General features: G+C 40.6%; 20 protein-coding genes. 5 read left to right on the forward strand and 15 right to left on the reverse strand.

The genetic code is table 11. The features are described from left to right. Nucleotides 1-367: 367 nt before the first annotated feature. The 5 genes from secF to queA form a co-directional block, all read right to left on the reverse strand. Nucleotides 368-1,315, reverse strand: a complete 948-nt coding sequence (gene secF, locus H5187_RS16615) for a protein translocase subunit SecF (RefSeq protein WP_149980534.1) — start codon at nucleotides 1,313-1,315, stop codon at nucleotides 368-370. A 9-nt stretch (nucleotides 1,316-1,324) separates the two neighbouring features. Continuing rightward, nucleotides 1,325-3,184 carry a protein translocase subunit SecD gene (gene secD / locus H5187_RS16620; RefSeq protein ID WP_145238253.1) on the reverse strand — a complete coding sequence of 620 codons (1,860 nt, stop codon included), beginning with the start codon at nucleotides 3,182-3,184 and terminating at the stop codon, nucleotides 1,325-1,327. Nucleotides 3,185-3,203: 19 nt separating this feature from the next. Then, complete coding sequence (gene yajC, locus H5187_RS16625; protein WP_016709184.1) at nucleotides 3,204-3,542, reverse strand: preprotein translocase subunit YajC; 339 nt, start codon at nucleotides 3,540-3,542, stop codon at nucleotides 3,204-3,206. A gap of 25 nt (nucleotides 3,543-3,567) precedes the next feature. Continuing rightward, entirely contained in the window at nucleotides 3,568-4,695 is a 1,128-nt protein-coding gene (gene tgt, locus H5187_RS16630; protein WP_145238250.1) for a tRNA guanosine(34) transglycosylase Tgt, read from the reverse strand. 174 nt (nucleotides 4,696-4,869) lie between these two features. Then, entirely contained in the window at nucleotides 4,870-5,901 is a 1,032-nt protein-coding gene (gene queA, locus H5187_RS16635; RefSeq protein WP_182719211.1) for a tRNA preQ1(34) S-adenosylmethionine ribosyltransferase-isomerase QueA, read from the reverse strand. A gap of 168 nt (nucleotides 5,902-6,069) precedes the next feature. Between queA and H5187_RS16640 the strand changes: the two genes are divergently transcribed. Together H5187_RS16640 and H5187_RS16645 are read left to right on the forward strand one after the other, a co-directional pair. Further along, on the forward strand, nucleotides 6,070-8,595 hold the full coding sequence (locus tag H5187_RS16640) for an EAL domain-containing protein (RefSeq protein WP_182719206.1): 2,526 nt from the start codon (nucleotides 6,070-6,072) through the stop codon (nucleotides 8,593-8,595). Nucleotides 8,596-8,798: 203 nt separating this feature from the next. After that, nucleotides 8,799-9,023 carry a hypothetical protein gene (locus tag H5187_RS16645; protein WP_145238241.1) on the forward strand — a complete coding sequence of 75 codons (225 nt, stop codon included), beginning with the start codon at nucleotides 8,799-8,801 and terminating at the stop codon, nucleotides 9,021-9,023. 63 nt (nucleotides 9,024-9,086) lie between these two features. On the opposite strand, the gene H5187_RS16650 is transcribed toward H5187_RS16645, so the two are convergent. From H5187_RS16650 to H5187_RS16695, 10 genes are all read right to left on the reverse strand, one after another. After that, nucleotides 9,087-9,998, reverse strand: a complete 912-nt coding sequence (locus H5187_RS16650) for a hypothetical protein (RefSeq protein WP_182719205.1) — start codon at nucleotides 9,996-9,998, stop codon at nucleotides 9,087-9,089. A gap of 11 nt (nucleotides 9,999-10,009) precedes the next feature. Then, nucleotides 10,010-10,600, reverse strand: a complete 591-nt coding sequence (locus H5187_RS16655) for a hypothetical protein (RefSeq protein ID WP_182719204.1) — start codon at nucleotides 10,598-10,600, stop codon at nucleotides 10,010-10,012. Further along, entirely contained in the window at nucleotides 10,593-11,135 is a 543-nt protein-coding gene (locus H5187_RS16660) for an RNA polymerase sigma factor (RefSeq protein ID WP_182719203.1), read from the reverse strand. The genes H5187_RS16655 and H5187_RS16660 overlap by 8 nt, the downstream gene beginning before the upstream one ends. Nucleotides 11,136-11,246: 111 nt before the next feature. Next, the gene (locus tag H5187_RS16665) at nucleotides 11,247-12,167 is read right to left on the reverse strand and encodes a hydrogen peroxide-inducible genes activator (RefSeq protein ID WP_182719202.1); all 921 of its coding nucleotides are present in this window, start codon (nucleotides 12,165-12,167) and stop codon (nucleotides 11,247-11,249) included. Between the two features lie 92 nt (nucleotides 12,168-12,259). Next, nucleotides 12,260-13,528 (reverse strand): inorganic phosphate transporter, encoded by a 1,269-nt coding sequence (locus H5187_RS16670; protein ID WP_182719201.1) that lies wholly within the window; start codon nucleotides 13,526-13,528, stop codon nucleotides 12,260-12,262. Between the two features lie 39 nt (nucleotides 13,529-13,567). Next, on the reverse strand, nucleotides 13,568-14,245 hold the full coding sequence (locus tag H5187_RS16675; protein WP_145238222.1) for a TIGR00153 family protein: 678 nt from the start codon (nucleotides 14,243-14,245) through the stop codon (nucleotides 13,568-13,570). Nucleotides 14,246-14,416: 171 nt separating this feature from the next. Continuing rightward, nucleotides 14,417-15,118, reverse strand: coding sequence for a phosphate signaling complex protein PhoU (gene phoU / locus H5187_RS16680; protein WP_064668157.1), 702 nt, complete (start codon nucleotides 15,116-15,118; stop codon nucleotides 14,417-14,419). A gap of 54 nt (nucleotides 15,119-15,172) precedes the next feature. Further along, nucleotides 15,173-16,000: a phosphate ABC transporter ATP-binding protein PstB gene (pstB, locus tag H5187_RS16685; protein WP_145238219.1), complete on the reverse strand. Its 828-nt coding sequence runs from the start codon at nucleotides 15,998-16,000 to the stop codon at nucleotides 15,173-15,175. A 27-nt stretch (nucleotides 16,001-16,027) separates the two neighbouring features. Continuing rightward, the gene (gene pstA, locus H5187_RS16690; RefSeq protein WP_149980527.1) at nucleotides 16,028-17,677 is read right to left on the reverse strand and encodes a phosphate ABC transporter permease PstA; all 1,650 of its coding nucleotides are present in this window, start codon (nucleotides 17,675-17,677) and stop codon (nucleotides 16,028-16,030) included. 14 nt (nucleotides 17,678-17,691) lie between these two features. Beyond that, the gene (locus H5187_RS16695; protein ID WP_182798068.1) at nucleotides 17,692-19,926 is read right to left on the reverse strand and encodes an ABC transporter permease subunit; all 2,235 of its coding nucleotides are present in this window, start codon (nucleotides 19,924-19,926) and stop codon (nucleotides 17,692-17,694) included. 359 nt (nucleotides 19,927-20,285) lie between these two features. On the opposite strand from H5187_RS16695, the gene H5187_RS16700 reads away from it, so the two are divergent. From H5187_RS16700 to H5187_RS16710, 3 genes are all read left to right on the forward strand, one after another. Further along, the gene (locus H5187_RS16700; protein WP_149980525.1) at nucleotides 20,286-20,792 is read left to right on the forward strand and encodes a glycine cleavage system protein R; all 507 of its coding nucleotides are present in this window, start codon (nucleotides 20,286-20,288) and stop codon (nucleotides 20,790-20,792) included. Between the two features lie 120 nt (nucleotides 20,793-20,912). Then, entirely contained in the window at nucleotides 20,913-23,000 is a 2,088-nt protein-coding gene (gene ppk1 / locus H5187_RS16705; protein ID WP_182740448.1) for a polyphosphate kinase 1, read from the forward strand. Beyond that, nucleotides 22,993-24,480 carry an exopolyphosphatase gene (locus H5187_RS16710; RefSeq protein WP_182719198.1) on the forward strand — a complete coding sequence of 496 codons (1,488 nt, stop codon included), beginning with the start codon at nucleotides 22,993-22,995 and terminating at the stop codon, nucleotides 24,478-24,480. The genes ppk1 and H5187_RS16710 overlap by 8 nt, the downstream gene beginning before the upstream one ends. The last annotated feature ends 12 nt before the right edge of the window (nucleotides 24,481-24,492 follow it).

Here is a 24,492-nt window from a genome sequence, read left to right on the forward strand (position 1 = left end):
GCGTCTCTTAACCTCTTTGCGAATGAATAACTAAAAATATTTTGCACAAAGAGAAGACATTAGAATATTTTTAACAGCGCGGTGGCAAGCCACTCGCCTACAAGTTATTAAGCACCAAAGTAACTTTAAACTCCCGTAGGCGTTAAGCTTGCTGACGCGCGTCTCTTAACCTCTTTGCGAATGAATAACTAAAAATATTTTGCACAAAGAGAAGACATTAGAATATTTTTAACAGCGCGGTGGCAAGCCACTCGCCTACAAGTTATTAAGCACCAAAGTAACTCTATACTCTCGTAGGCGACACAAACACTTAAAAGCAAAAAACCGCTCAATGAGCGGTTTTTTAAACGTAAACTTAGATTTATACCTATGGCATAGCGTCTAAATCTGCGCCTTCTTTTTCGATAACTTCTGGTATTAAGTCTTCTTTACTTACGCCCATCGCAATCGCAACGGCACTAGCAACATAAATCGAAGAATAAGTACCAATAAACACACCAAATAACAGCGCTGTAGCAAAACCATGAATAGTTTGACCACCCCAAGCAAACAAGGCGATTAATACTAAAATAGTGGTAATTGAAGTTACTAGAGTACGGTTAAGTGTTTGCGTTAATGAAATATCAATGATCTCAACAGTATCGTCGATACGCACTTTGCGGAAGTTCTCACGAATACGGTCAGATACAACGATAGTATCATTAAGAGAGTAACCTATTACCGCCAGTATTGCCGCCAATATGGTTAAGTCGAACTCTAACCCTAATACTGAAAACAAACCTAAAGTAATGATTACATCGTGTAAAAGTGCCGACACTGCGCCTACCGCAAAACGCCACTCAAAGCGAAATGCCACATAGATCAAGATACAAATAAGCGCAGTTAACATGGCAAGGCCACCCTGCTCTTTTAAATCTTCACCTACACTTGGGCCAACAAACTCAATTCGACGCATTACTACGCTATCATCGGCTTTTTTAAGTGCATCGATTACTTGGTTACCAATTACTTCGGCTTTAACATCATCACCACGCGGTGCTAAGCGAACCAAAATCTCTTGGCTTGAACCGAACAATTGTACTGATGCATCTGCAAAACCATTTTCAGCTAACACTGAACGTACTTTCTTTAAGTCTGCTGGTTGTGCAAAACCTACTTCTACAGCAGTACCGCCCGTAAAATCTAAGCCAAAGTTTAAACCTTTAACGAAGAACGATGCGAACGATGCCAAAATAAGTAGCGTTGAGATGCTCATAGCAACTTTGCGCAGCGACATAAACCCTAAAGTTCTGCCGCCTAATTTTAAAATTTGCATATCTGCTCCTTAAATTGACAGCTTATCAATGCGCTTACCACCAATACATAAGTTGATTACCGCACGGGTACCAACAATGGCTGTAAACATTGAGGTGATAATACCTATCGCAAGTGTCACTGCGAAACCAGCAATTGGGCCTGTACCCACTGCGAACAAGATAATCGCAGCAATTAAGGTGGTAATATTGGCATCAAAAATCGTACTAAAAGCACTATCATAACCATGATGAACAGCCTGTTGCGGACTACGTCCATCGGCCAGCTCTTCGCGAATACGCTCAAATATTAGTACGTTGGCATCAACTGCCATACCTACCGTTAGTACGATACCAGCAATACCTGGCAGTGTTAGTGCAGCGCCTGGGATCAACGACATAACACCCACAATCAATACTAAGTTAGCTGCTAAGGCAATATTAGCGACTAAGCCAAAACCTTTGTAATAAACTAACATAAAGATCAGTACAAACAAGAAGCCTAAAGCAACCGCCGTCATACCTGCTTCGATATTTTCTTGACCTAAGCTTGGCCCTACCGTGCGCTCTTCAACAATTTGAATTGGCGCAACAAGTGCTCCAGCACGTAGTAATAAACTTAAGTTATGTGCTTCTGCAGGGTTATCAATGCCGGTGATTCGGAACGAACGATCAAGACGCGCTTGTATAGTTGCAACGTTGATCACTTCTTCCACCTTAATTGGTGGTAGCGCTTTACCGTTTTCGTCTGTTTTACCAGAGGGCTTATACTCTATAAATACCGTCGCCATACGCTTGCCAATAGCACGCTTAGTGAAAGCATTCATTTTCGCGCCGCCTTTGCTATCAAGGCTAATACTTACTTGCGGACGTTGGTATTCATCGGCACCCGATTGCGCACCAGTAATGTGACTACCTTCGAGAATAATGCGTTTTTTAAGTACCACTGGGTAGCCATCACGGCTCATGATCATTTCAGTACCAGGCGGAATACGCCCTTGCGCTGCTGCCGTTGGATCGGCATTTTCGTCTACTTCACGAAACTCAAGCGTTGCTGTAGCACCCAAAATCTCTTTCGCACGCGCAGTATCTTGCACACCAGGTAACTGCACAATAATGCGCTCTGCACCTTGACGTTGTACGTTAGGCTCAGCAACACCGATTTGGTTAATACGGTTACGGATAATGGTTTCGTTTTGCTTGATAGCATAGTCACGAATTTCTTTGAGTTTTTGCTCGCTGATGGTGGCATAAAACGCGTTATCGTTAGAGCTATCATCAATGTAGTTGTGTAATGGGTAGCGTGACTGTAAAAAACGCTCTGCCGCATCTTTATCTTCTGCGCTGCGCATCTCCACACGAATACGTTCAGTACCAGCTACACGACGTACCGTGCGATAGCGTAGTTTTTCTTCACGTAAATCACTTTTATAGTCTTGATCCATTTGTTCCAGCGCGTTATCAACCGCTGTCACCATGTCAATTTCCATCGTAAAGTGAACACCGCCACTTAAATCCAAGCCCAATTTCATTGGATTGCCGCCAAGGGCTTTTAACCAATGAGGTTGCGCCGGGGCCATGTTAATGGCTGAGATGTAATCGTCGCTCAATGAATCACGCAATAAATCTTGCGCTTTAAGCTGCTCTTCAACATTTTTAAAGCGGATCAACACTTGACCGTTTTCGAACTTAACTGATTTTACGGTAACATTGTGCTCTTTGAGGGTCGCATTTACTTTGTCTACTACAGCTAGATCTGCATCAGTTCCTTTAGTACCTGAAATTTGTATGGCCGGATCACGACCATACAAATTAGGAGAGGCATATAAAAGACCTACCGCAATCACAGCTAGAACAAGTAAATACTTCCATAATGGAAACTTGTTTAACACGTGGGCGTCCTTATTATTATTATAGCGACTTCATTGTGCCTTTAGGCAATACTGCTGACACTGCTGATTTTTGTACAGTTACTTCAGCTTGATCGTTAAGTGAAATAACAATGAAATCTTTATCTTCAGAGATTTTAGCGATTTTACCCACTAAACCACCTTGAGTAAGAACTTCGTCGCCTTTTGCCATCGCATTCATCAGCGCTTTATGCTCTTTTACACGCTTAGCTTGTGGACGGTAAATCAAGAAGTAAAATACTAAGCCAAAGATAGCTAGCATGATCAACATCTCATAACCACCACCGGCTGGCGCTGCACCTGCCGCACTTGCGTGGGCGTTTGAAATAAATAAACTCATAACACTTCCTCTTTAATTTTTAAATTTAATTTGTGGTATCTGCAAGCTCTGGCACTTCTTGGCCGCGGCGTGCATAAAAATCATTTACGAATTCATCTAACTTACCGTCACCGATCGCATTACGTAAACCTTCCATAACGCGCTGATAGTAACGTAAGTTATGAATTGTGTTTAGTCGTGCACCTAAAATTTCGTTACATTTATCAAGATGATGTAGGTACGCGCGCGAATAATTCTTACAAGTATGGCAATCACACTCAGGATCAAGTGGGCCGGTATCTGTTTTGTGCACAGCATTACGAATTTTCACAATGCCACCGGTTATAAATAAATGACCATTACGCGCATTACGAGTTGGCATTACACAGTCAAACATATCGATACCGCGACGAACGGCTTCAACTAAGTCTTCAGGTTTACCTACACCCATAAGGTAACGGGGTTTGTTCTCTGGCATTTTATAAGCACAGTGATCAAGAATGTTAATCATCTCATTTTTTGGCTCACCGACCGATAAACCACCGAGTGCGTAGCCATCAAAACCAATTTCTTCAAGACCTTGTTGTGACTGAGCACGCAACTCCGGGTACATACCACCTTGGATAATACCAAATAAAGCTGATGGATTGTCACCGTGACCTTCTTTTGAACGCTTAGCCCAACGAAGTGATAACTCCATTGAATCTTTAGCTTCTTTTTCGGTGGCAGGATAAGGCGTACATTCGTCAAAAATCATTACGATGTCTGAACCTAAATCACGCTGCACTTGCATGGCTTTTTCTGGTGAAAGCATAATTTTTTCACCGTTAACAGGCGAGCTAAACAATACACCTTCTTCGGTAATTTTACGCATTGCGCCTAAGCTAAACACTTGAAAACCGCCTGAGTCGGTTAAAATTGGTTTATCCCAATTCATAAAACCATGTAATCCACCATGCTGCTTGATGATTTCAGTACCAGGGCGAAGCATTAAATGGAAGGTGTTACCTAGGCAAATATGCGCACCAGTGTCTTTGACTTCATCTGGGGTCATACCTTTGACAGTACCGTAAGTACCTACTGGCATAAATGCTGGCGTTTCGACTACGCCTCTATCAAAAATCAAGCGGCCGCGGCGGGCTTTACCGTCTGTACGGTCTAATTCAAACTTCATATCATCCTCAAATGTCAGAAAAACAGTCCAACAAGCTATAATTTAACCGCTCGATTCTACCCTTTTTGTAAAACCATTACTATTAATTGGGCTCAAAGCTGAAATTAAAAGTGCAAAAATCAAAACTAAAAAGCCCAACGCTAGGCTGGGCTTTAAGTGCTTTTATAGAAAAAACTATTTACGGGTTAAAAACATCGCATCGCCGTAGCTAAAAAAGCGGTATTTTTGTGCAATTGCAGTTTGGTATGCACTCATAATATTATCTTGCCCAGCAAATGCACTAACCAACATGATCAATGTCGATTCTGACAAGTGAAAATTAGTGACCATGGCATCAACTACGTTAAATTGATAACCTGGGTAAATAAAAATATCGGTGTCACCAAAGTAACTGGCTAATTGGCCGCCATGTATCTTAGCTGCTGATTCCAATGAGCGTACCGAAGTTGTGCCTACCGCAATCACTCTGCCGCCGTTAGCTTTGGTTGCAGCGACTGCTGCAACAACATCATCAGGCACTTCAATGTATTCGGAGTGCATTATATGATCATTAACCGAGTCTACGCGCACCGGCTGGAACGTGCCAGCGCCAACATGCAAGGTAACAAATGCCATGTTTACACCCTTGGCTTTTAATGCAGCCATGAGCGTATCGTCAAAATGTAGACCGGCAGTTGGCGCTGCAACCGCGCCAGGTTTTTCACCGTAGACTGTTTGATAGCGTTTGCGGTCTTCGTCAGTATCTGGACGGTCAATATAAGGCGGCAGTGGCATATGACCAATATCGTTTAAAATTTCCAGAACGTTTTGCTCACCTGTAAACTCTAGTTCAAACAATTCGCCATGACGACCCACCATAGTCGCCTGCGCTTTACCTTCGAGAATAAGTTCTGTACCTGGTTTTGGTGATTTACTGGCGCGTACATGAGCCAGCACGCGATGCTCATCAAGCACGCGCTCTACCAGCACTTCAAGTTTACCGCCAGATGCTTTTTGGCCATACATACGAGCAGGGATCACTTTGGTATTATTAAATACCAACAAGTCATTTTCATTTACTAAATCAAGAATATCGCTAAATATTTTATGTTCTACAGCGCCACTTGGGCCATCTAAGGTTAATAAGCGACTGCTGGTTCGATCCTGTTTAGGAAAACGAGCAATTAATTCATCAGGTAAGTCAAAGCTAAAATCAGCCACGCGCATAGGATATATCCAGATCAAAAAAGTCGCGCCAAGTTTAACTGTATCGTGCTATTAGCTCAACCAACGGCTTTAATTAAAATACAATGGAATGTTCTCTTGTGGTTCGAGACAAATGGCATTATTCTACTCAACTTGATTAGAGCTAGGTTGATAAGAGGTGTGACATAAATGGCTAAGCAGCTAACTTTGCTGATCTTAAACGCCAGTGTCGCTGAGCGTCAGGCTGTTAAGTCAACCTTAAATCGGCTCAATGTATTTACTTTCCTTGAAGTGGCCGATAGCCAACAAGCCCTCGAAATTCTTAAATCTCAAGCGGTCGATGTCATTATTACCGGTCTAAATGTTGGTAAAATCGATGGCTGGCGATTTTCTCGGATGATCCGTTCAGGGTTATTAAAAACCCCAAAAAACACACCAATTGTGCTTACTCCGCCTATCTATTGTGAGCGAATAGCCGAAACGACAGCACGCAGTTATGGCATAGATGCGGTATTACCATTTGAACGCCAAGATATGCTGCCACAGGTACTGGCAAATGTATTATCAACGCATTTAGAAAAAAGCAGTCGCTTAGATTTGTTGCTGCTCGAAACCGACAGTAGTAAAGCCGCCGAAATAACGCAACAACTACAGCTAAACTTTGCCTGCACCCATGTTTCTAGTAATAAACAAGCATTATCAATCTATTTGCAGCAAAAATTTGCCATTGTGTTACTTGATGCAACCGCAGCACACGCAGGAGCTGCCAGTCAATTAGTTGAAGAGATTTTACAACACAACCCAAAACAAGCCATTGTAACTATTATTGATACAAAAGATGCCGATCATGCTGAACAACTATTGCTTTCAGGGGTTACTGATTTTATTCGTGCACCGTATGAACAAACCTTGTTAAGTAAAGTATGCGACCATGCTGCGCGCCGTGAAGATTTTATGGTCAGTTATGCAGAGTTTGCACAAAAAGTAGAACAGCTAAGTCAAAGTCAAAGCCGCTATAAGGAGCTATTTTCAGCCCATCAGCGGATACTATTACATCTTAATACTGTGGTGCTTGAATTTGATCAACAAGGCCGCATTCGTTTTATCAACCCTGCGTGGGAAGCACTCAGTGGGTTTGGCATAAAACAAACCTTGAGCAAAGCACTCTCTGACTTTTGTATCAATGATTGCAAAGATAAACTACTGCAAACAATTAGCAGTATTTTGCATGGCGGTGCCTTGCAACAGCAGGTTGAAGTGCAAATTATTCATAAAGATGGTCAAGCTATTTGGGTTGAGTGCCGCTTACAACTAATCAAAAACAGCAGTAATGCTGCCACGATCACCGCCACAATAGATAATATTCATGAGCGCAAACAAGCTGAATTACAGCTGCGCCATTTAGCGCTTCATGACACCTTAACCGGCTTACATAACCGCTATTATTTTGATCAACAACTCAATCGAATTTGCCAGCCGCAACGCACTAATGGCGACATAGAACACGCTTTAATTTATATTGACCTCGATCATTTTAAAATAATTAATGACAGTAAAGGTCATCAACAAGGCGATATAGTTCTTAAAGAAGTTGCGCAACTATTTAACGCCAATATCAGTGATGAACACTTAGTGTGTCGCATTGGTGGTGATGAATTTGCGGTGATCTTAAATAATATGAATCTGCTTGATGCACACTTGATAGCTGAAAGTATTTGTATGGCTATTGAAGGTCACCAGTTTAAATCTGAAGAACAAGTTTATTCAATTAGCTGCTCAATTGGCTTAACGCAAATAACAGCAGCGAACCATGATCCGAGTGAATGCTTAAAACAAGCTGATATTGCCTTGTACGTTGCTAAAAGCTTAGGCCGTAATTTGGTTCATTGTTACTCTAAAGAAGATGCCAGCCATAACACCTTGCAAGCTGGATTAGAGTGGGGACACAGCATTCGCCAAGCATTACAACAAAACCAAATTGAATTACATTACCAGCCGATTTGGGACTTTAAACATGGTGGTGTCGCTTATTTTGAAGCACTGTTACGCTTAAAACTCGACGGTGAACTGGTTTATCCAAACCAATTTATTCCGTCACTTGAATTATTGAACGACACTTACTTAATGGATCAATGTGTGATCAGCAATGCAATTTCTGCCATTGCCGCTAACCCTGAGCTAAATCAAGTTGCAATAAACCTATCTGCGCAATCGTTTTTAGATGAACGCCTATTACCGCATATCGAATCGACCCTTGAAAAGTGCGATATCAGCCCTACCCGGGTTATTTTTGAGATCACCGAGTCCGCCAGTATCAATAATTTAACTGCCACTCGTGCGATGATCGAAAAGCTCAATCGCTTGGGCTGTCATTTTTCAATTGATGACTTTGGCACTGGCTTTAGCACCTTTAATTATCTTAAACAGCTGCCAGCTCAACATGTAAAAATAGACGGTTCGTTTGTTCGCGATATGCTCAATGATCCAATCGACTTGGCGTTAGTTAAAGCAATAAATGATATTAGTCGCTCGCTCAATAAGCGTTCAGTTGCTGAATATGTTGAAAATGAAGAGATCTTTTTAGCACTAAAAGAAATAGGTGTTGATTATGGCCAAGGCTACTTTATTTCACGCCCGGTGCCCGTAGAAAAAATCAAACATCAGTTACAAAAAATTTATCAAAACAAAACTTTTTACGAACAACCACCTAGCTAAAATAGCGAACTTTTCATACAAATCTACGCATTTTTTTACTTCCATCTTGTGATAACTCATCTATACTTTGCTCATCGGGCGATAAATGTCTTGTGATTATGATGATAATCGAAATTTCACATGACATCGCCAAATCGTAGCAACATGCCACTTACAAACTAACATGTTGTTATTAGTATCATTGTCAATTTATGGAGTGAATTATGATGCAATTAATAGTGTTACTATTAGCGGTAAACTTAGGGATAACTTACCAATGCTATCGATATGCCAGTATCAAAGGTTACCCGGTTGTAACTTTTACCTGCTTAGGTTTGATCCCCTACTTTAACTTAGTGGTGTGGGTTTATTTGTTATTTTTACCAGATATTACGCCATTCAATAAACAGTTTGAATATGAAGGGCATAACGAAAAGCAGCCTTTATAATACGGCTGCTTGTTGGTCAGGGATAAGTTATTAATTGAGCTCAGTTAATATCAGCTCGGCTAATTAAAATTGGTAGCTAATAGCTTTTTTAGTCAGTTCGCTGGCTTTGATATCGCCGGCGACACACTTTTTAATATCTGATTTATTAAATACTTTTATTAAACTCGTATTTTTATCGCCGAGCCCTTTAAGAACAAAACTCACATGCTCGTCGTTTGGCAGACTACGTAAACCACTACCGTAATCACATAACGTAAGACTGATACTTGTGCTTACTTGCTCCAGTAACTGTTGTTGCTCTGCGGCTTGTTGTTGCTCACGCTCTGCATGCTTTGCATTGATATTTTGCCGTAGCTGTTGCTGCTGTTTAGTGAGTCTAGTTTGTTGTTTTTCCAGCTTCGCGATATCTTTTTCTAACGCTTTTTTGCGTTGTTCAAGCTGTTTCTCTTCGGCGCTATTATCATGGCGGCTGGCAAACTCTAAATCGCGCTTTTCACGCTCTAAATCTCGCAACTTTCGGCCCACATCACGCTCTTGCTCTGCAATTTCGCGCACTTGTTCTGCGCCTTCACGCATTAGCTCCATCGCTTGTTGATAAGCTTCTCGTGATGATTCAACAACATCTTCGGTAATAAACTCTACTTGATCACTGATAATTTCAATATCCATATTAGCAAAATCAATTTCAGGCAGTGGTGGTAACGGCGCATTAGGTGCGTTACTAAAAATAGTCTGCCAGCGGCTAGAGCCTCTTACGTCCAGCTCAAATACCACTCCCTGCTTAACAAAATAGTTGGCTTGAATCGCACGGATCCTTTTATTGGTATCTTGCTTTAACGCGCTGCTTAAAATGTTTTCCATTATTGCTACTTCACGCTGTATTGATGCCAACTCCGCTGGGGCTTGCGCAGATACATTAGCACTTAAACACCCAAGTATGGCCATTATGGCGCTGCTGATAAGTTTTTTATTCATGCTCTATACTCCTAATTTTTCGCAATCGCGGCTGTTGGCTGCTCTTGTACTTGTTCGGCTAAATCATTTAATTGCATCCGTAGATACGCTTGATCTTGAGCTCGCTGGGTTTTGATGTAAGTGATTAAACTGGCAATATCTTCTTGGCGTTCAACTCGTCCTGTTGCAATGGCCTCTTTTGCTAATTGATACATCTGCTGTAGCTGCAATTGATTTTGCGCAGTAATAATTTTTTGCATTTGGTCAATTTGCTTTTGTTGAGACTGCAATAAATGTGTTTGTTTCGTTACTTGTGCAAGTAACCCCTGCGTATCTGATTGCGGTATAACTAAAAAGATTAACGAACAAACCAATACTGATGCTGCAACAGCCCACGCTCCAGCGACGCTAAACACACGCACAGCAGAGAACTGCGATATTGTTGATTGGCGATCCCAGATTGGTACAGGTACAGCCTTATAGTCACGGCTATGCTGTTGCCATACTTGCGCTTGGCTCATCAACGCTGCATATTCGGGAGCATTTTCGAGCTGCTGCAATTGTTTATCGCTCAAAACTTTACCATCTAACCATTGCTCAAAAAGCGACTCTAAACTAGCCATCTACGGCCTCCAAATGAACTTTTAATTTTCCTAATGCACTGTATAACCGCGACTTAGCAGTATTAGTTGAAATATCTAATTGCTCAGCAATCTCTTCAAAGGTGCAATGCTGGAAAAATTTCAACTCCACCACTAAACGCTGCTCCCACGGTAACTTATTCAACATACTTTTTAATTGCTGATGCTGGGCCTGAGCTACACTATTGCCTTCTAATTCACTGTGTTCACAGGCCTGTTCTGGCACATCATCTAAGCTCTGATAATGCTTGCGACGGCGGTAGTATTCAACGCTACGCCGATGCACAATTTGAAATACCCAAGTATTAAAACTCGACTCACCACGAAAGTTCGGCAGACTTTTATACACCGAAATAAACACCTCTTGCATTAAGTCCATGGCATCATCTGGGTTACTTAGCATCCGCAAACAATAGTTATAAACTTGGCTTTCATGCTGCTTAACCAGCTTAAGCCAGGCGCGCTTATTTCCTTGTTGTGCTTTGGCGATTAATGTTTCTATTGATTGAAAAAACACGATTCTCGATGCTTAGTTATTTTACTTATGAGGTTAGTCGATAGAGTGAAGCAGATAGTTTGGAAAAGATAAAAATAAATGAAAATAAATAAAAAAGCTCACCTAAATGAGCTATTCATCCGTCATTAAACGGCATTGTTGCTTTAAAAAGCTTTCTAGCATTTGGCTAAATAAACGAAAATCTCGAATACGACCGGTTGTTTTGCGCCACAGAATGCCAATATCGCGGTATGCGTCACTTTGTGAAGGAGTGGCAAGCATATTTTTGTTCGCTAAAATACCCGCGTTAATCGCCATTTGCGGTAAGAAAGTCACACCGAACTGGTGCTCAACCATGCTAAGTAAGGTGTGTAAGCTCGCCGCTTCAAACGGATTGATACAGCTTGAACGATTTAAATGACAAGCACTTAATGCGTGCCCTGTCATACAATGTTCTCGCTCTAATAAGAACACGCTGGCTTCCGGTAACAAGTTAAAATCTTCTATATTCTTAGCAGGTAAATAGTCTTTATGATGTACTAAGCAAAAGTGATCTTGCGCGAGTACTTGAGTATGAAATTTATCAGTATCGTAAGGTAGTGCCAACAGCGCCATATCGATATGGCCATGCTCGAGTTTATCTAACAAGCTATCACTGGTGTCTTCAACCAGTACCAACTCTAAATCGGCAAACTGTTGCTGACAAAGGTGGTAGAGAGGTGCCGCAATAAAACTAGCAATCGTTGGAATAACTCCGAGGGTGAGCGTACCGCTTAGCGGTGTTAAATGGCTTTTAGTCAGCTCTCTAACACTTAGCGTATCGTCAATAATTTTGCGTGCCCGCTCTACCACTTCTTCGCCGATGGCTGTGAACATCAAACTACGATTTTCACGCTCTATGAGTTGGCAACCGAGTGTTTCTTCAAGGGTTTGAATTGCACTGCTGAGTGTTGATTGACCAATAAAACACGCACTTGCGGCGCGGCCAAAATGTTGATGCTGATGAACTGCCAATAAATACTGCAGCTGTTTAATACTTGGTAAGTTCGTCATACTTTTTGTACCCACAAATAAAAAGACCCCAACACCAAGGGCGTTGAGATCTTTTCAAGCTAAAAGTCTGTAATACTTAAAGACTGCTGGATTTAAACTCCAAAGGCAGTTCTCAGTATGTAGAAAATAACAATAGCAAGGGCAGCGCCAACTGGCAATGTAATTACCCAAGAAACTACAATGTTTCTGATCACACCCATATTAAGTGCAGCAATTCCACGTGCCATACCTACCCCTAATACCGCGCCAACTAAGGTTTGTGTAGTAGAAATTGGCAAGCCTGTTCCCGATGCAATTACAACTGTAGAAGCAGCAGCTAATTCAGCAGCAAAACCACGACTTGGTGTTAAATGCGTAATGCCTTCACCAATCGTTTTAATTACTTTTTTGCCTAAAATTGCAAGGCCTGCAACAATACCGAAACCACCCAGTGGTAAAATCCACCATGCGATTGTCGCTTGCTTAGCTATCTCACCGTTATTTTCAACAATGTTTACAACTGCAGCCAACGGACCAATAGCGTTAGCCACGTCATTAGAACCATGAGCAAATGCCATACAACATGCGGTTAATACCATTAAGATAGCAAACACTTTCTCAACGTTATTAAATTGCATTTTCTTATCGGCTTTTGGATCAATCTTTAACCGAGAAATAACGATTTTACCAATAATACCAACAATAACAGCAATACCGATTGCTAATGCATAACCTTCAACAGCACCTAAATTAATACCAATGTGCTTTAAACCTTTCTTGATGGTTACTAAAGACATGATAAAACCGGCTAAACCCATGTAAATAGGCACATAGCGTTTGGCATTATTAAGTGGTGCCTCGGTGTCAAAAATTAACTTTTGCGCACTCATAAATATTAAGTAGGCAATAAACCCTGAAATCGCCGGGGTAACAATCCAACTCCCCACAATACCTGCAACTTTGTCCCATTGAATCGCTTCGCTGCCAACTGCAACTAAAGCAAATCCGATGATAGCACCAATAATTGAATGCGTGGTTGATACCGGCCAACCTAAGAATGAAGCTATTAGCAACCAACTACCCGCTGCAAATAATGCCGAGATCATCCCTAATACCATAAGTTCTGGCAGGTCTAAAAACGGCGTAGAATCGATAATGCCTTTACGAATTGTCGATGTTACTTCGCCGCCAGCTAAGTAGGCGCCTGCAAATTCAAAAATCATCGCTATAAAAATAGCTTGTTTAATAGTTAATGCTTTTGAACCTACCGATGTGCCCATCGCATTAGCAACGTCATTCGCGCCAATACCATAAGCCATAAAAAAACCGACTGCTGCGGCAATTAAAATTAATACCGTGCCATAAGATGCAATGATATCCATTGTGTAACCCTAATCTTTCGTTATTGAACTGAGTGTAAATTACCGAGCTAACATCAGCTCAAGACGCGAACCAACGCGTTCTGCGATATCCGCAAGCTCGCCGACCCATTCGATGATTTTATATAAAAACATTACATCTACAGGATTGAGTTCATCTTCGACGTCACGTAATTGGCGACGTATTATGATTTGCATATCATCCGTGTCTTGTTCAATTGCATCCAATTCAACGAGCATTTTTTCTACTAAGGTCACTTCACGACCTTTAAAACCAGTTTCTAGTAACTCATCTAACTCATTGATTGCGTTTGATGCTTGTTTAGTTGCATCAACACAGCGAGTTACATAGGCTAAAAAGTTAACTTGAATTTCTTTTGGAATGGTCATCTCACGACCAATTACACGACCAGCAATGTCTTTTGCTTTATTAGCAATTTTATCTTGCTGGGTGACGAGTTCAAGCAGATCTGTACGCTCTACCGGCATAAATAAACCGCGCGGTAACTGTAAACGTATATTTCTTTTCATGTCGTCGGCTTCACGTTCTAAAGTACGAATGTTCAAGCGAATCTCTTCTGCTTGTTGCCACTCTTCTTTAAATACATGATTGAAAAAAGGGATCAAAGCTTTACTTGCTTGATGTACCTTCTTGATGTGATCTTCCATTGGCTTTATAGGAGATTTTGCGAATACCCCTAAAAATGCGTTTGTAGGCATAACTGACCCTTAAATCAAATTAGTATGCTTTGCGGCGTGAATTTTACAGCATTCACCGCGATTGTGAATGCTTTTATTACATCACAGCTGCCGCTACAGCATTATAATTATAACGAAAACATGAAAAGCGACCATTGGCCGCTTTAATAAAACAAGACGGTATCAAAAAATCTATAACGATTTTTCTATATCCTCTTGAGATGTATGACGAATATCTTTGCCATTAACAAAGTAAATAATGTATTCAGAGATGTTTTGACAACGGTCGCCAATTCGTTCCAATGAACGTACCGACCAAACTAAATCCATAATTTTTGGAATTGAACGTGGATCTTCCATCATATAGGTCATAATTTGACGAGTAATTGCTTCATACTCACGGTCAACCTTGGCATCTTCTTTATGTACTTCAAATGCTTTTTGTACATCCATACGTGCAAAAGCATCTAATACATCATGCAGCATTTTTGAAACTTGGCGACCCATATTTTCGATGTTAACTAATAAATCTTGCTGATCTTTAGTAAATGAATCTAGCGCAACTTTAGCAATACGCTCAGCCTCATCGCCAATACGCTCTAAATCGGCAATGGTTTTAGCAATCGCGACTACTAAGCGTAAATCACTTGCAGCTGGCTGACGACGAGCAATGATACGGGTACATTCCTCATCAATATTTACTTCCATGGCGTTTACTTTATAGTCGTTTTCACGCACTTTACGCGCTAACTCAGCATCGCCATTACTTACCGCATCAAGCGCGCTATTAAGTTGCTGCTCAACTAAGCCACCCATGCTTAATACATGGTTGCGAACGTTTTCTAGCTCTTGGTTAAAGCGGCCAGAAATATGCTTATTAATATTGTGTTCCATTGTTTACCTTCTTATCAAAATCGCTAACGTCACCCAAAAACAGTTTGACTCAGCCTAGCCGTAACGACCGGTGATATAATCTTCCGTTTTCTTTTTCGTTGGGGTAGTAAATAACGTATTGGTATCTGAGTACTCTATTAATTCACCCATGTACATAAAGGCCGTTTGATCAGAAACCCGCGCTGCTTGTTGCATGTTGTGGGTTACGATAACAACGGTAAACTTATTTTTTAAATCGTTGATAAGCTCTTCAATTACCAGTGTTGAAATAGGATCCAATGCTGATGTTGGCTCATCGAGTAATAATACTTCAGGCTCAATGGCGATAGAGCGTGCAATCACTAAACGTTGCTGCTGACCACCTGACAAACCAAATGCACTATCGTGAAGCCGATCTTTTACTTCATCCCACAGTGCCGCGCCTCGCAGTGACTGTTCAACCACCTCGTCTAATTTACGTTTTTCTTTGATACCTTGTAAGCGTAGGCCATAAACCACATTTTCGTAGATTGATTTAGGAAACGGGTTCGGACGCTGGAATACCATACCAACATTGCGACGCAGCGCTGCAACATCTACCTTTTTGTCATAGATGTTTTGTCCGTGTAGTAAAATTTCACCTTCAATACGGCAAATATCAACCAGATCATTCATACGGTTAATACAGCGCAATAACGTAGATTTACCACACCCTGATGGTCCGATAAATGCGGTTACTTGGCCTTTTGGAATATTCATATTCACTGAGCTAAGCGCTTGTTTTTCACCATAGTAAAGATCTAAGTTTTTGATCTCGAGTGCCGTTTGCTCGGTGCTTAAATTGTCTAAGTCCAATTTCAAACTCGTGCTTGATTGGTTTACTTGTGGAGCGACTGTAATCATGTTTGTTACCTATAGAATCTTTACTAATTATTGATCAAGCGATCTAAATTTTTCACGTAAATGGTTACGTATGCCTATCGCGGTGATATTCAGTGTAATAATTACTGATACCAATAAGAATGCGGTGGCATACACTAGCGGACGTGCCGCTTCAACATTTGGGCTTTGGAAGCCAACATCGTATATATGAAAACCTAAATGCATGAACTTTCGATCTAGATGAAAATACGGGAAGTTACCATCAAGCGGTAATGTCGGTGCCATTTTCACCACACCCACTAGCATCAATGGTGCAACTTCGCCGGCAGCACGCGCCACCGCTAATATTAAACCGGTCATAATCGCAGGACTAGCCATTGGCACGATAATACGCCATAACGTTTCAGCTTGCGTTGCGCCCAGTGCTAAAGAGCCATGACGAACCGTACTTGGGATACGTGATAAGCCTTCTTCGGTTGATACAATCACCACAGGCAGCGTTAAAATAGCAAGCGTTAAGGCAGACCAAAGTACCCCTGGAGTACCAAATACTGGACTAGGTGAGGCTTCTGGATAAAACAATTGATCCAAACTGCCACCTAATACATAAACAAAGAATCCTAAACCGAATACACCGTAAACAATTGAAGGAACACCAGCCAAGTTAATGACCGCGATACGGATCATCTTGGTAACCGCATTTTTAGCCGCATATTCATGTAAGTATATAGCTGCTACAACCCCAAACGGCGTTACAATTACAGCCATCAACATTACCATAAAAACAGTACCAAAGATTGCCGGGAATACACCACCTTCAGTATTAGCTTCACGCGGATCATCTGAAACAAATTTACCTAGTTGTACAAAGTAGTGACCTAGCTTTGCAACAAAGCTCATGTCATTAGGAAACCAAAAATCCAAAACCTGATATAAAGGCAAAGTAACAATTTCACCGCGCATATCTTTTACGGTTACCTGATCACGCTTAGCTTGTTTGCGCAGTGCAAACAATTGCTTTTCAAGTACGCCATACTCGGCTCTTAGATCAGCACGCTGTTGCGCAAGCTCAGCCACTCGTTCATCGGTCAGTGCATCATCGAGTAAATACGACTTCTCTTGTAAACGTAAACGCTCTAATTGATAGTTAATATGACCAATGTCACCGTTTTGCAAATCAAGCGCTTGCTCATTAAGCTCAACGGCACGTTCAACTAATTCTTCTAATACTTCAGTTTTATTATCGGTGATCACTTGGCCGTCTTTTATTACTTGTTCGACGTAGCCATAAAAATTACCGTTTTTACTGCGTTCAAACACCGCTATAGCCGCAGGCATGGTATTTGATTTTATGTCAGTTTCTATTACCCAACGAAAATCTAAATCAACGTATTCACGGTTACCGGTTTTAATTAAATAACGCTCTAGTTGCTCTTTATCATAACCAGATAAATCAACACCGGTTGCCTCAAGGCGCGATTTAGGCACCATTTCACGGTCGTATATTTCACCAATTACAGTTTGCTGCGCAACCGAGCCCTGTAGCTCTAATTGCACTACTTGTGATGGCCAGAAAAAGCTTAACCCTTTCCAAGCAATCATTGCTAATAACCCTAAGACAGAAATCAAACTGATACTTACTGCACCACCTGTCATCCATATCCAAGGAGAACCTGACTTAAACCACTGCTTTAACATGTCGTGTCTCCCACTTACATCGAGCTGTATTTATCACGCAACTGCTGACGCACAAACTCAGCAATTGTGTTGAAAATAAAGGTGAATATGAACAATACAAAAGCGGCTAAGAATAAGATCCGATAGTGTGAACTACCCACTTCCGATTCTGGCATTTCTACTGCGATATTAGCGGCTAAGGTACGCATACCTTGGAAAATGCTCCAATCCATTATTGGCGTATTACCTGTTGCCATTAGTACAATCATCGTTTCACCTACGGCGCGGCCTAAGCCCATCATCACAGCAGAGAAAATACCAGGGCTGGCGGTTAATAACACCACACTAACCAAGGTTTGCCATTGTGTTGCGCCTAGCGCCAATGAACCGTTTGATAAATGCTTAGGCACACTAAATACAGCATCTTCTGCGATAGAGAAAATAGTCGGAATAACCGCAAAACCCATCGCAATACCGACTACCAGTGAATTACGTTGATCGAAAGTCAGACCCAATTCGTTAGTCAAATACTGGCGAACATTACCGTCAAACATCCACAACTCAACCACCCCGCTCATCGCAAAGGCTAACCAACCAATCAGTAACAATACTGGTATTAGTAAGATTGAGTGGGCCCCTTCAGGAACTCGGTGACGAAAGCTTTCTGGTAATTTAGTCCACGCAAATGCGGTCGCTAAAATCCCCAGCGGCAGCATAAACAGCAAGCCAACAATCGCAGGTAAATGCTCTTCTATCAACGGCGCAAGCCATAAGCCTGCTAAAAATCCTAAAATTACGGTTGGTAATGCTTCCATAATTTCAACTGTTGGTTTGACTACTTTACGTAATGGACCTGACATAAAATAAGCGGTGTAAATTGCTGCAGAGAGCGCAATCGGCACTGCAAATAGCATCGCATATAAAGCAGCTTTTATAGTACCAAATGAAATTGGCACTAAAGAAAACTTAGCTTCAAAGTCATCACCGGCAGACGTTGATTGCCAAATATAACCCGGCTCTGGATAACCCTCATACCACACTTCTTGCCACAAGGCTGACCAAGTCACCTCAGGGTGTTCATTGTGAATTTCAACCACGGTTAATTTGTCATCAGCTAGAATAAGTGCCGCATTTGAGCGTGGTGCAATAGCAAAGTTTTCAATCGGACCTTCACTGATTTTACCTTGCCATAGTTTTGCTTCACTGGTGGTGTAATACACGCCTAACTCACCATTAGAACTGGTGGTAAAGAACGTACGGCGATAAAACTCAGTGAATATATCTAGCTTAGGCTGCTTTGAGGTTTCAAACGCACGTATTTTCTGATATTCACGGCCATCGTCAGTATTAATTTCAAACCACTGCGAAACTTCACCATTGTCATTCGCTAGCATCAGCGAGTTAGCACCTGCTAATAATTGCGCCGAAACCAAGTTGGCATTTTCTTCATTCGCCGCTAGCATTTGGATCAGCTCAACCTCGCTTGGATTGCGAGTATCGTAAACATAAATTTGATTGGCTGAGCGCACAAAAGTACGGGTGGTATCTGGCGACATCAGTAGTTGGTCTACGCGCCCTTCAACATCAAGTTCAGTGCGTTCAACAACCCATTCAACTTCACCGCTGAACATGTTTTCTTCTGCAACAAAGCTGCTAAAAATCACGCGTTTGTCAGCCGTTTGTGCCACAACAGCGGTTTTATCTTCATAATGGCTAAATGCAAATTGTTTAATGGCAGTACCATTGTCGTCAACCAGCAATGTTTTTTCACCAAGTGGATAACCCAAACGCGGGGTTAATTTACGTTCGTTATTAGGAAAGGTAACTAAGAATTTAGGTGACACTATCATCACCGAACCATTTTCTAGTCCGTATGCGTAATGTCCTTGAAATGGCGCGCTGGATGCAAAACTACTCACTTCGCTGTCAAGTGGCACAACCAAGCTAGCAAGCTTTTTACCAAAGCCCTTTTTCTCAACACTGTAATAATCAACCTTACCTTGTTTGCTCAGTAAAAAAGCAATTTCTGTTTGCTCTTCAACACCTAGGCCAACAATTTGTTCAGCATTACTAAGCGCAAAGCTATCGCGCGTTTCTACCTTCGCTGATTCAAAAATAGGTTGCACAACATACAATAAATAGAAGAATATCAATAGCAAAGCTATTAATACCATAATACCGCCAGCGGTAATGCTAAATTTGGCAAACCGATCTTTAAATAGACGGCTTCTATCCGTATTAAAAGACGGTTTATTCGGATTGGAAGTCATCAAAACACCTATAAATCTTAACGTTGGATAGATTATATTTCACCAAGATGACAGTATTGTTACAAACGTCATAATTGCTAAGACTTTGTTGTGGTATTCATCATAACAAAACAAACAATGTTTATATTCAATAACTTGAAAAACTTTCAACTTATTGCTTTATTATTGATAAACAAAAGTTTAGATAATTCAGACTGTAAACTCACACTATTTTACTGTTTTTAAATTGAACTATTGGCAAAAAAATTGGACAAATTTGGGGACTGAGTCAATACTCAATCCGGTTCTTTTTAATCATTCAATAATTTCATGCCTGGGCATTTATTATTTAATTACGGCACTCTTTAGGAATTATCTATATGAAGCAATTGGTTATAACTATTTTGGGACAAGATCGTCCGGGACTTGTAGAAGACATCTCATCTGCAATTTTAAATCATAATGGTAACTGGTTAACCAGTAACTTAAGCCATTTAGCCGGTCACTTTGCTGGCATCATTGAAGTAGCAGTGCCAGCAGAGCATCTGCAAGAATTACAAGATGCATTGCATGGCTTACCACAATTAGAAGTACGGATTGAAACAGGCGCGCATGAATTACCAGACACACCTGCTGAACAGCTTAATTTTGTAATAACTGGCAATGATCGACCAGGTATTATCCAGGAACTAGCCGGAGTATTGCGTCACAAGGGAGCAAATATTACCCACCTAAACTCTAAGCAGCAGAGCGCACCAAACTGGGGGGTACCAATTTTCAGCGCCGTTGCAACAGTTGCTTTGCCAACGGGCATGAATAAAGACGAAGTTGTTGCTGCACTCGAAGCAATTACATCCGACTTAATTGTTGATATTGAAGACGCTTAAGTCACACCTCACAGCCATCTTCTATAGCAAGACAAACATGTCACAAAAGTGACATTTTTGTCATTTTTATGTCATCTAAGTGTTCTATATTTTGTTCAGTTGCTATCCAAGGAATAGAATATGAACGCCTGCGCTGATGTGTCTCAAACGATTAATTATTTTGCCCCAGAGTTAAGTTGGCTGTCTTTTAACGATCGTGTTTTACAAGAAGCTAAAGATAAAAATAACCCGATTATTGAACGTATTCGTTTTTTGGGGATCTTCTCAAACAATTTAGATGAATTCTTCAGAGTTCGGGTTGCCGATGTAAAACGACGCATTCTATTAAATAAACTACCAGATACTAATTTTGATGAAGATGAAATTTTACTGACCCAAATTCAGCAAAAGGTTTTGCAGCTTGGTAAAAAATTTAACGTTATTCATCAGCAAATTCTCCATGATTTAAATACCCACAACATTCATGTTGACCGTCCCGAGCAGCTTAGTGAATTTCATATTAACTGGCTAAAAATATTTTTTCACGACAATGTATTACAGCATATATCGCCAATAATGCTGGATGAAAATAAAGACTTCTCAGATCATATTAACGATACAATGACGTACTTGTTTGTCGAAATGTTTAACGACAAAAGTCATTATGCGATGTTAGAAGTCCCTACCGATCGCGTACCACGCTTTGTAATTTTACCACCCGAAAAAACCCGTCGTCATAAAACTATTGTGATGTTAGATGACATTATTTTGTTTTTTTTAAGTGACGTATTTAGCAGTTTTTTTAGTTTTACTGAGATCCAAGGCTACGCAATCAAGCTGACCCGTGATGCAGAATACAACCTAGATGACGAACTAGAAGAAGGCATTTTAGATAAGATGTCTAAGGGCCTAAAACAGCGTATTTATGCCGAGCCGGTGCGCTTAGTATACGACCAAGCGATGCCCGAGCCAATGCTCAAAGTAATGAAAAAACGCTTAGGTGTTACTCATCACGATGCGTTGATCCCCGGTGGTCGCTATCGTAACTTTAGAGACTTTATTGGTTTTCCCAATGTTGGTCGGCAATATTTAGAAAACAAATCATTACCGGCTTTGCAAAGCACAGCATTTAATAATCATGCCAGTGTGTTTGCTGCAATTAGTCAGCAAGATATTCTACTTTATTATCCATATCATACATTTAATCATCTACTGGAATATGTTCGCCAAGCAGCATTTGACCCTCGAGTAACACAAATTAAAGTAAACATTTATCGTGTTGCGAGTAAATCTCGATTAATTTCATCACTGATCAACGCGGCAAAAAATGGCAAAAAAGTCACCGTTATGGTGGAGCTAAAAGCACGCTTTGATGAACAAAATAATATTGAGTGGGCAAAAGTACTCAGTGGCGCAGGTATTAAAGTTATTTTTGGTATACCAGCTCTCAAAGTACACAGTAAGTTATGTATTATTCATCGTCGTGAAAAAGGTCAAATAGTAAAGTACGCGCACATTGGCACTGGTAATTTTCACGAAAAAACCGCCAAAATCTATACAGACTTTAGTTTATTTACTAAACATCAAGGTATTTGTGACGAAAGTGATAGCGTATTTAAGTTTATTGAAAGCAGTTATAAACCGTTTATGTTCGAACATTTGATGATTTCGCCAGTGAACGCTCGACAGCTGTTGCTTGGTTTAATTCACCAAGAAATAACCCATGTTGAAAATGGTCACACCGGTAAAATAACATTAAAAATAAATAACTTAGTAGATAAAGAACTGGTTGATTGTTTGTACTTGGCCGCTCGTAGCGGTGTTAAAATTCGCATTATTGTCCGTGGTATGTGTTCCTTAGTGCCAGGACTCAATAATTTTAGCGACAACATTCGGGTAATTAGTATCGTCGATCGCTTTTTAGAGCACCCGCGAGTTATGATCTTTGGTAATAATGGGGATGAAAAAGTCTATATTTCATCTGCAGATTGGATGACACGTAATCTTGATCATCGAGTTGAAGTTGGCGTGCCTATTTATGATGAAAAACTAAAACAACTCATTGTTGACGTACTTGAACTGCAATTTAAAGATCGTACCAAAGCGAGAATCATTGATAGCGAACAGAAAAATCATTATGTTAGACGCGGAAATCGTAAAAAAATACGTTCGCAAATAGCTATTTATGATCACTTAAAAAAATGGGAAGGCAATTACAATAATGAATGATTATCCCTCAATTGCTGCGGTTGACTTAGGGTCAAACAGCTTTCATTTAGTGGTCGCAAGAGAAGTGGATGGCTCTTTGCAAATTCTCCACAAAGAAAAACAACGCGTTTACTTAGCCGATGGCTTAGACGACAAAAATCAATTAAGTCAAACTGCCATAGATAGAGCATTAACGATATTAAAGCAGTTTGCTACTACGCTACAAGACTTCCCTGCGAGCAATGTAAAAATTGCTGCAACTTATACATTACGACGAGCTAAAAATATTAATTCATTTTTAACTCAGGCAAATAGAGTTTTTCCTTATCATATTGATGTGATCTCAGGTCAAGAAGAAGCGCGCTTAATCTATCAAGGTGTAGCTCATTATGTTCATCACGATGAAAACCGTTTAGTTATTGATATTGGCGGCGGTAGTACCGAGCTAATTATTGGCAAGCATTTTAAACATAAGCTGCTCTCAAGTCGCAATATGGGCTGCGTAAGCTATACCAAGCAATTTTTTGCCGATGGTATTATTAATGATAAACGCTTTAGCAAAGCACAAATAAAAGCAGAGCAAGAACTTGAGGTTATTTTTGCCAATTACATTAGTGCAGGCTGGCAATCGGTAGTGGGGACGTCAGGCACCATTAAATCAATATTAGCCATGATCAACGCTAATGACCCTGAACAAAAAAATATCACACTGGAGCGATTGCTCGAACTTAAAACTCAGTTTATAGCCGCTAAAACTATCGATAACTTACTTATTGAAGGTTTAAGCCCGGAGCGTCAAGTAAGTATTTGCGGTGGCTTAACTATTTTACTCGCGATTTTTCAGCTGTTTAATATTACCGAAATGGATTACAGCGACTTTTCACTACGTGAAGGTTTACTGCATGAAATGCAGCAAAAGTTAGCGCTTAAAGATATACGCACCAATACCATAGCTAATTTAAGCGAAAGAAACACAATAGATAAAGTACATGCACAACGTGTTGCAAATACTGCCGATTGGTTATTCCTACAAGTACAAAAAGAATGGCAGCTCGACTCATTAGATAATCATCAATTATTAGTGTGGGCAGCGCAATTACACGAAGTGGGTTTAGGTATTAACTCATCAGGCTTACACAAACATAGTGCTTATGTTGTTGAAAATAGTCAGCTGCCAGGATTTACTCAACAACAGCAAACATTATTAAGCTGTATGATACGGTTTTACCGTAAAAAAATTCGTTTAGAAGAATTTCCAACTTTACTCTCGGTGCCGCACTTTCAAATATTACAATTAATTGTATTACTCAGACTAGCTATATTATTAAATCAAAAACGCCTTAACGATCAACATCAAGAGTTAGCAGTATCAGTAAAAGGCAATAGTATGCTATTGCAGTTCCCAGCGGATTGGCTCAATGAACAAACCTTGCTTCATGCTGATTTACAACAAGAGCAAAAATATTTGAAGAAAGTAGGCTTTTTAATCGACTTTGTGTGATTTACAGACATG

This window comes from Pseudoalteromonas sp. SG44-1 (assembly GCF_014164315.1).
GTDB classification, from domain to species: Bacteria; Pseudomonadota; Gammaproteobacteria; order Enterobacterales; family Alteromonadaceae; genus Pseudoalteromonas; species Pseudoalteromonas rhizosphaerae.

What these genes read in the sequence shown, in the direction of transcription:
- tgt (WP_145238250.1), bottom strand. Translation starts at nt 4,695, where the DNA reads ATGAAGTTTGAATTAGACCGTACAGACGGTAAAGCCCGCCGCGGCCGC.
- queA (WP_182719211.1), bottom strand. Translation starts at nt 5,901, where the DNA reads ATGCGCGTGGCTGATTTTAGCTTTGACTTACCTGATGAATTAATTGCT.
- H5187_RS16665 (WP_182719202.1), bottom strand. Translation starts at nt 12,167, where the DNA reads ATGACGAACTTACCAAGTATTAAACAGCTGCAGTATTTATTGGCAGTT.
- yajC (WP_016709184.1), bottom strand. Translation starts at nt 3,542, where the DNA reads ATGAGTTTATTTATTTCAAACGCCCACGCAAGTGCGGCAGGTGCAGCG.
- ppk1 (WP_182740448.1), top strand. Translation starts at nt 20,913, where the DNA reads ATGAACGCCTGCGCTGATGTGTCTCAAACGATTAATTATTTTGCCCCA.
- H5187_RS16700 (WP_149980525.1), top strand. Translation starts at nt 20,286, where the DNA reads ATGAAGCAATTGGTTATAACTATTTTGGGACAAGATCGTCCGGGACTT.
- pstB (WP_145238219.1), bottom strand. Translation starts at nt 16,000, where the DNA reads ATGATTACAGTCGCTCCACAAGTAAACCAATCAAGCACGAGTTTGAAA.
- H5187_RS16650 (WP_182719205.1), bottom strand. Translation starts at nt 9,998, where the DNA reads ATGAATAAAAAACTTATCAGCAGCGCCATAATGGCCATACTTGGGTGT.
- pstA (WP_149980527.1), bottom strand. Translation starts at nt 17,677, where the DNA reads ATGTTAAAGCAGTGGTTTAAGTCAGGTTCTCCTTGGATATGGATGACA.
- H5187_RS16655 (WP_182719204.1), bottom strand. Translation starts at nt 10,600, where the DNA reads ATGGCTAGTTTAGAGTCGCTTTTTGAGCAATGGTTAGATGGTAAAGTT.
- secF (WP_149980534.1), bottom strand. Translation starts at nt 1,315, where the DNA reads ATGCAAATTTTAAAATTAGGCGGCAGAACTTTAGGGTTTATGTCGCTG.
- H5187_RS16710 (WP_182719198.1), top strand. Translation starts at nt 22,993, where the DNA reads ATGAATGATTATCCCTCAATTGCTGCGGTTGACTTAGGGTCAAACAGC.
- H5187_RS16670 (WP_182719201.1), bottom strand. Translation starts at nt 13,528, where the DNA reads ATGGATATCATTGCATCTTATGGCACGGTATTAATTTTAATTGCCGCA.
- H5187_RS16675 (WP_145238222.1), bottom strand. Translation starts at nt 14,245, where the DNA reads ATGCCTACAAACGCATTTTTAGGGGTATTCGCAAAATCTCCTATAAAG.
- phoU (WP_064668157.1), bottom strand. Translation starts at nt 15,118, where the DNA reads ATGGAACACAATATTAATAAGCATATTTCTGGCCGCTTTAACCAAGAG.
- H5187_RS16640 (WP_182719206.1), top strand. Translation starts at nt 6,070, where the DNA reads ATGGCTAAGCAGCTAACTTTGCTGATCTTAAACGCCAGTGTCGCTGAG.
- H5187_RS16695 (WP_182798068.1), bottom strand. Translation starts at nt 19,926, where the DNA reads ATGACTTCCAATCCGAATAAACCGTCTTTTAATACGGATAGAAGCCGT.
- H5187_RS16645 (WP_145238241.1), top strand. Translation starts at nt 8,799, where the DNA reads ATGATGCAATTAATAGTGTTACTATTAGCGGTAAACTTAGGGATAACT.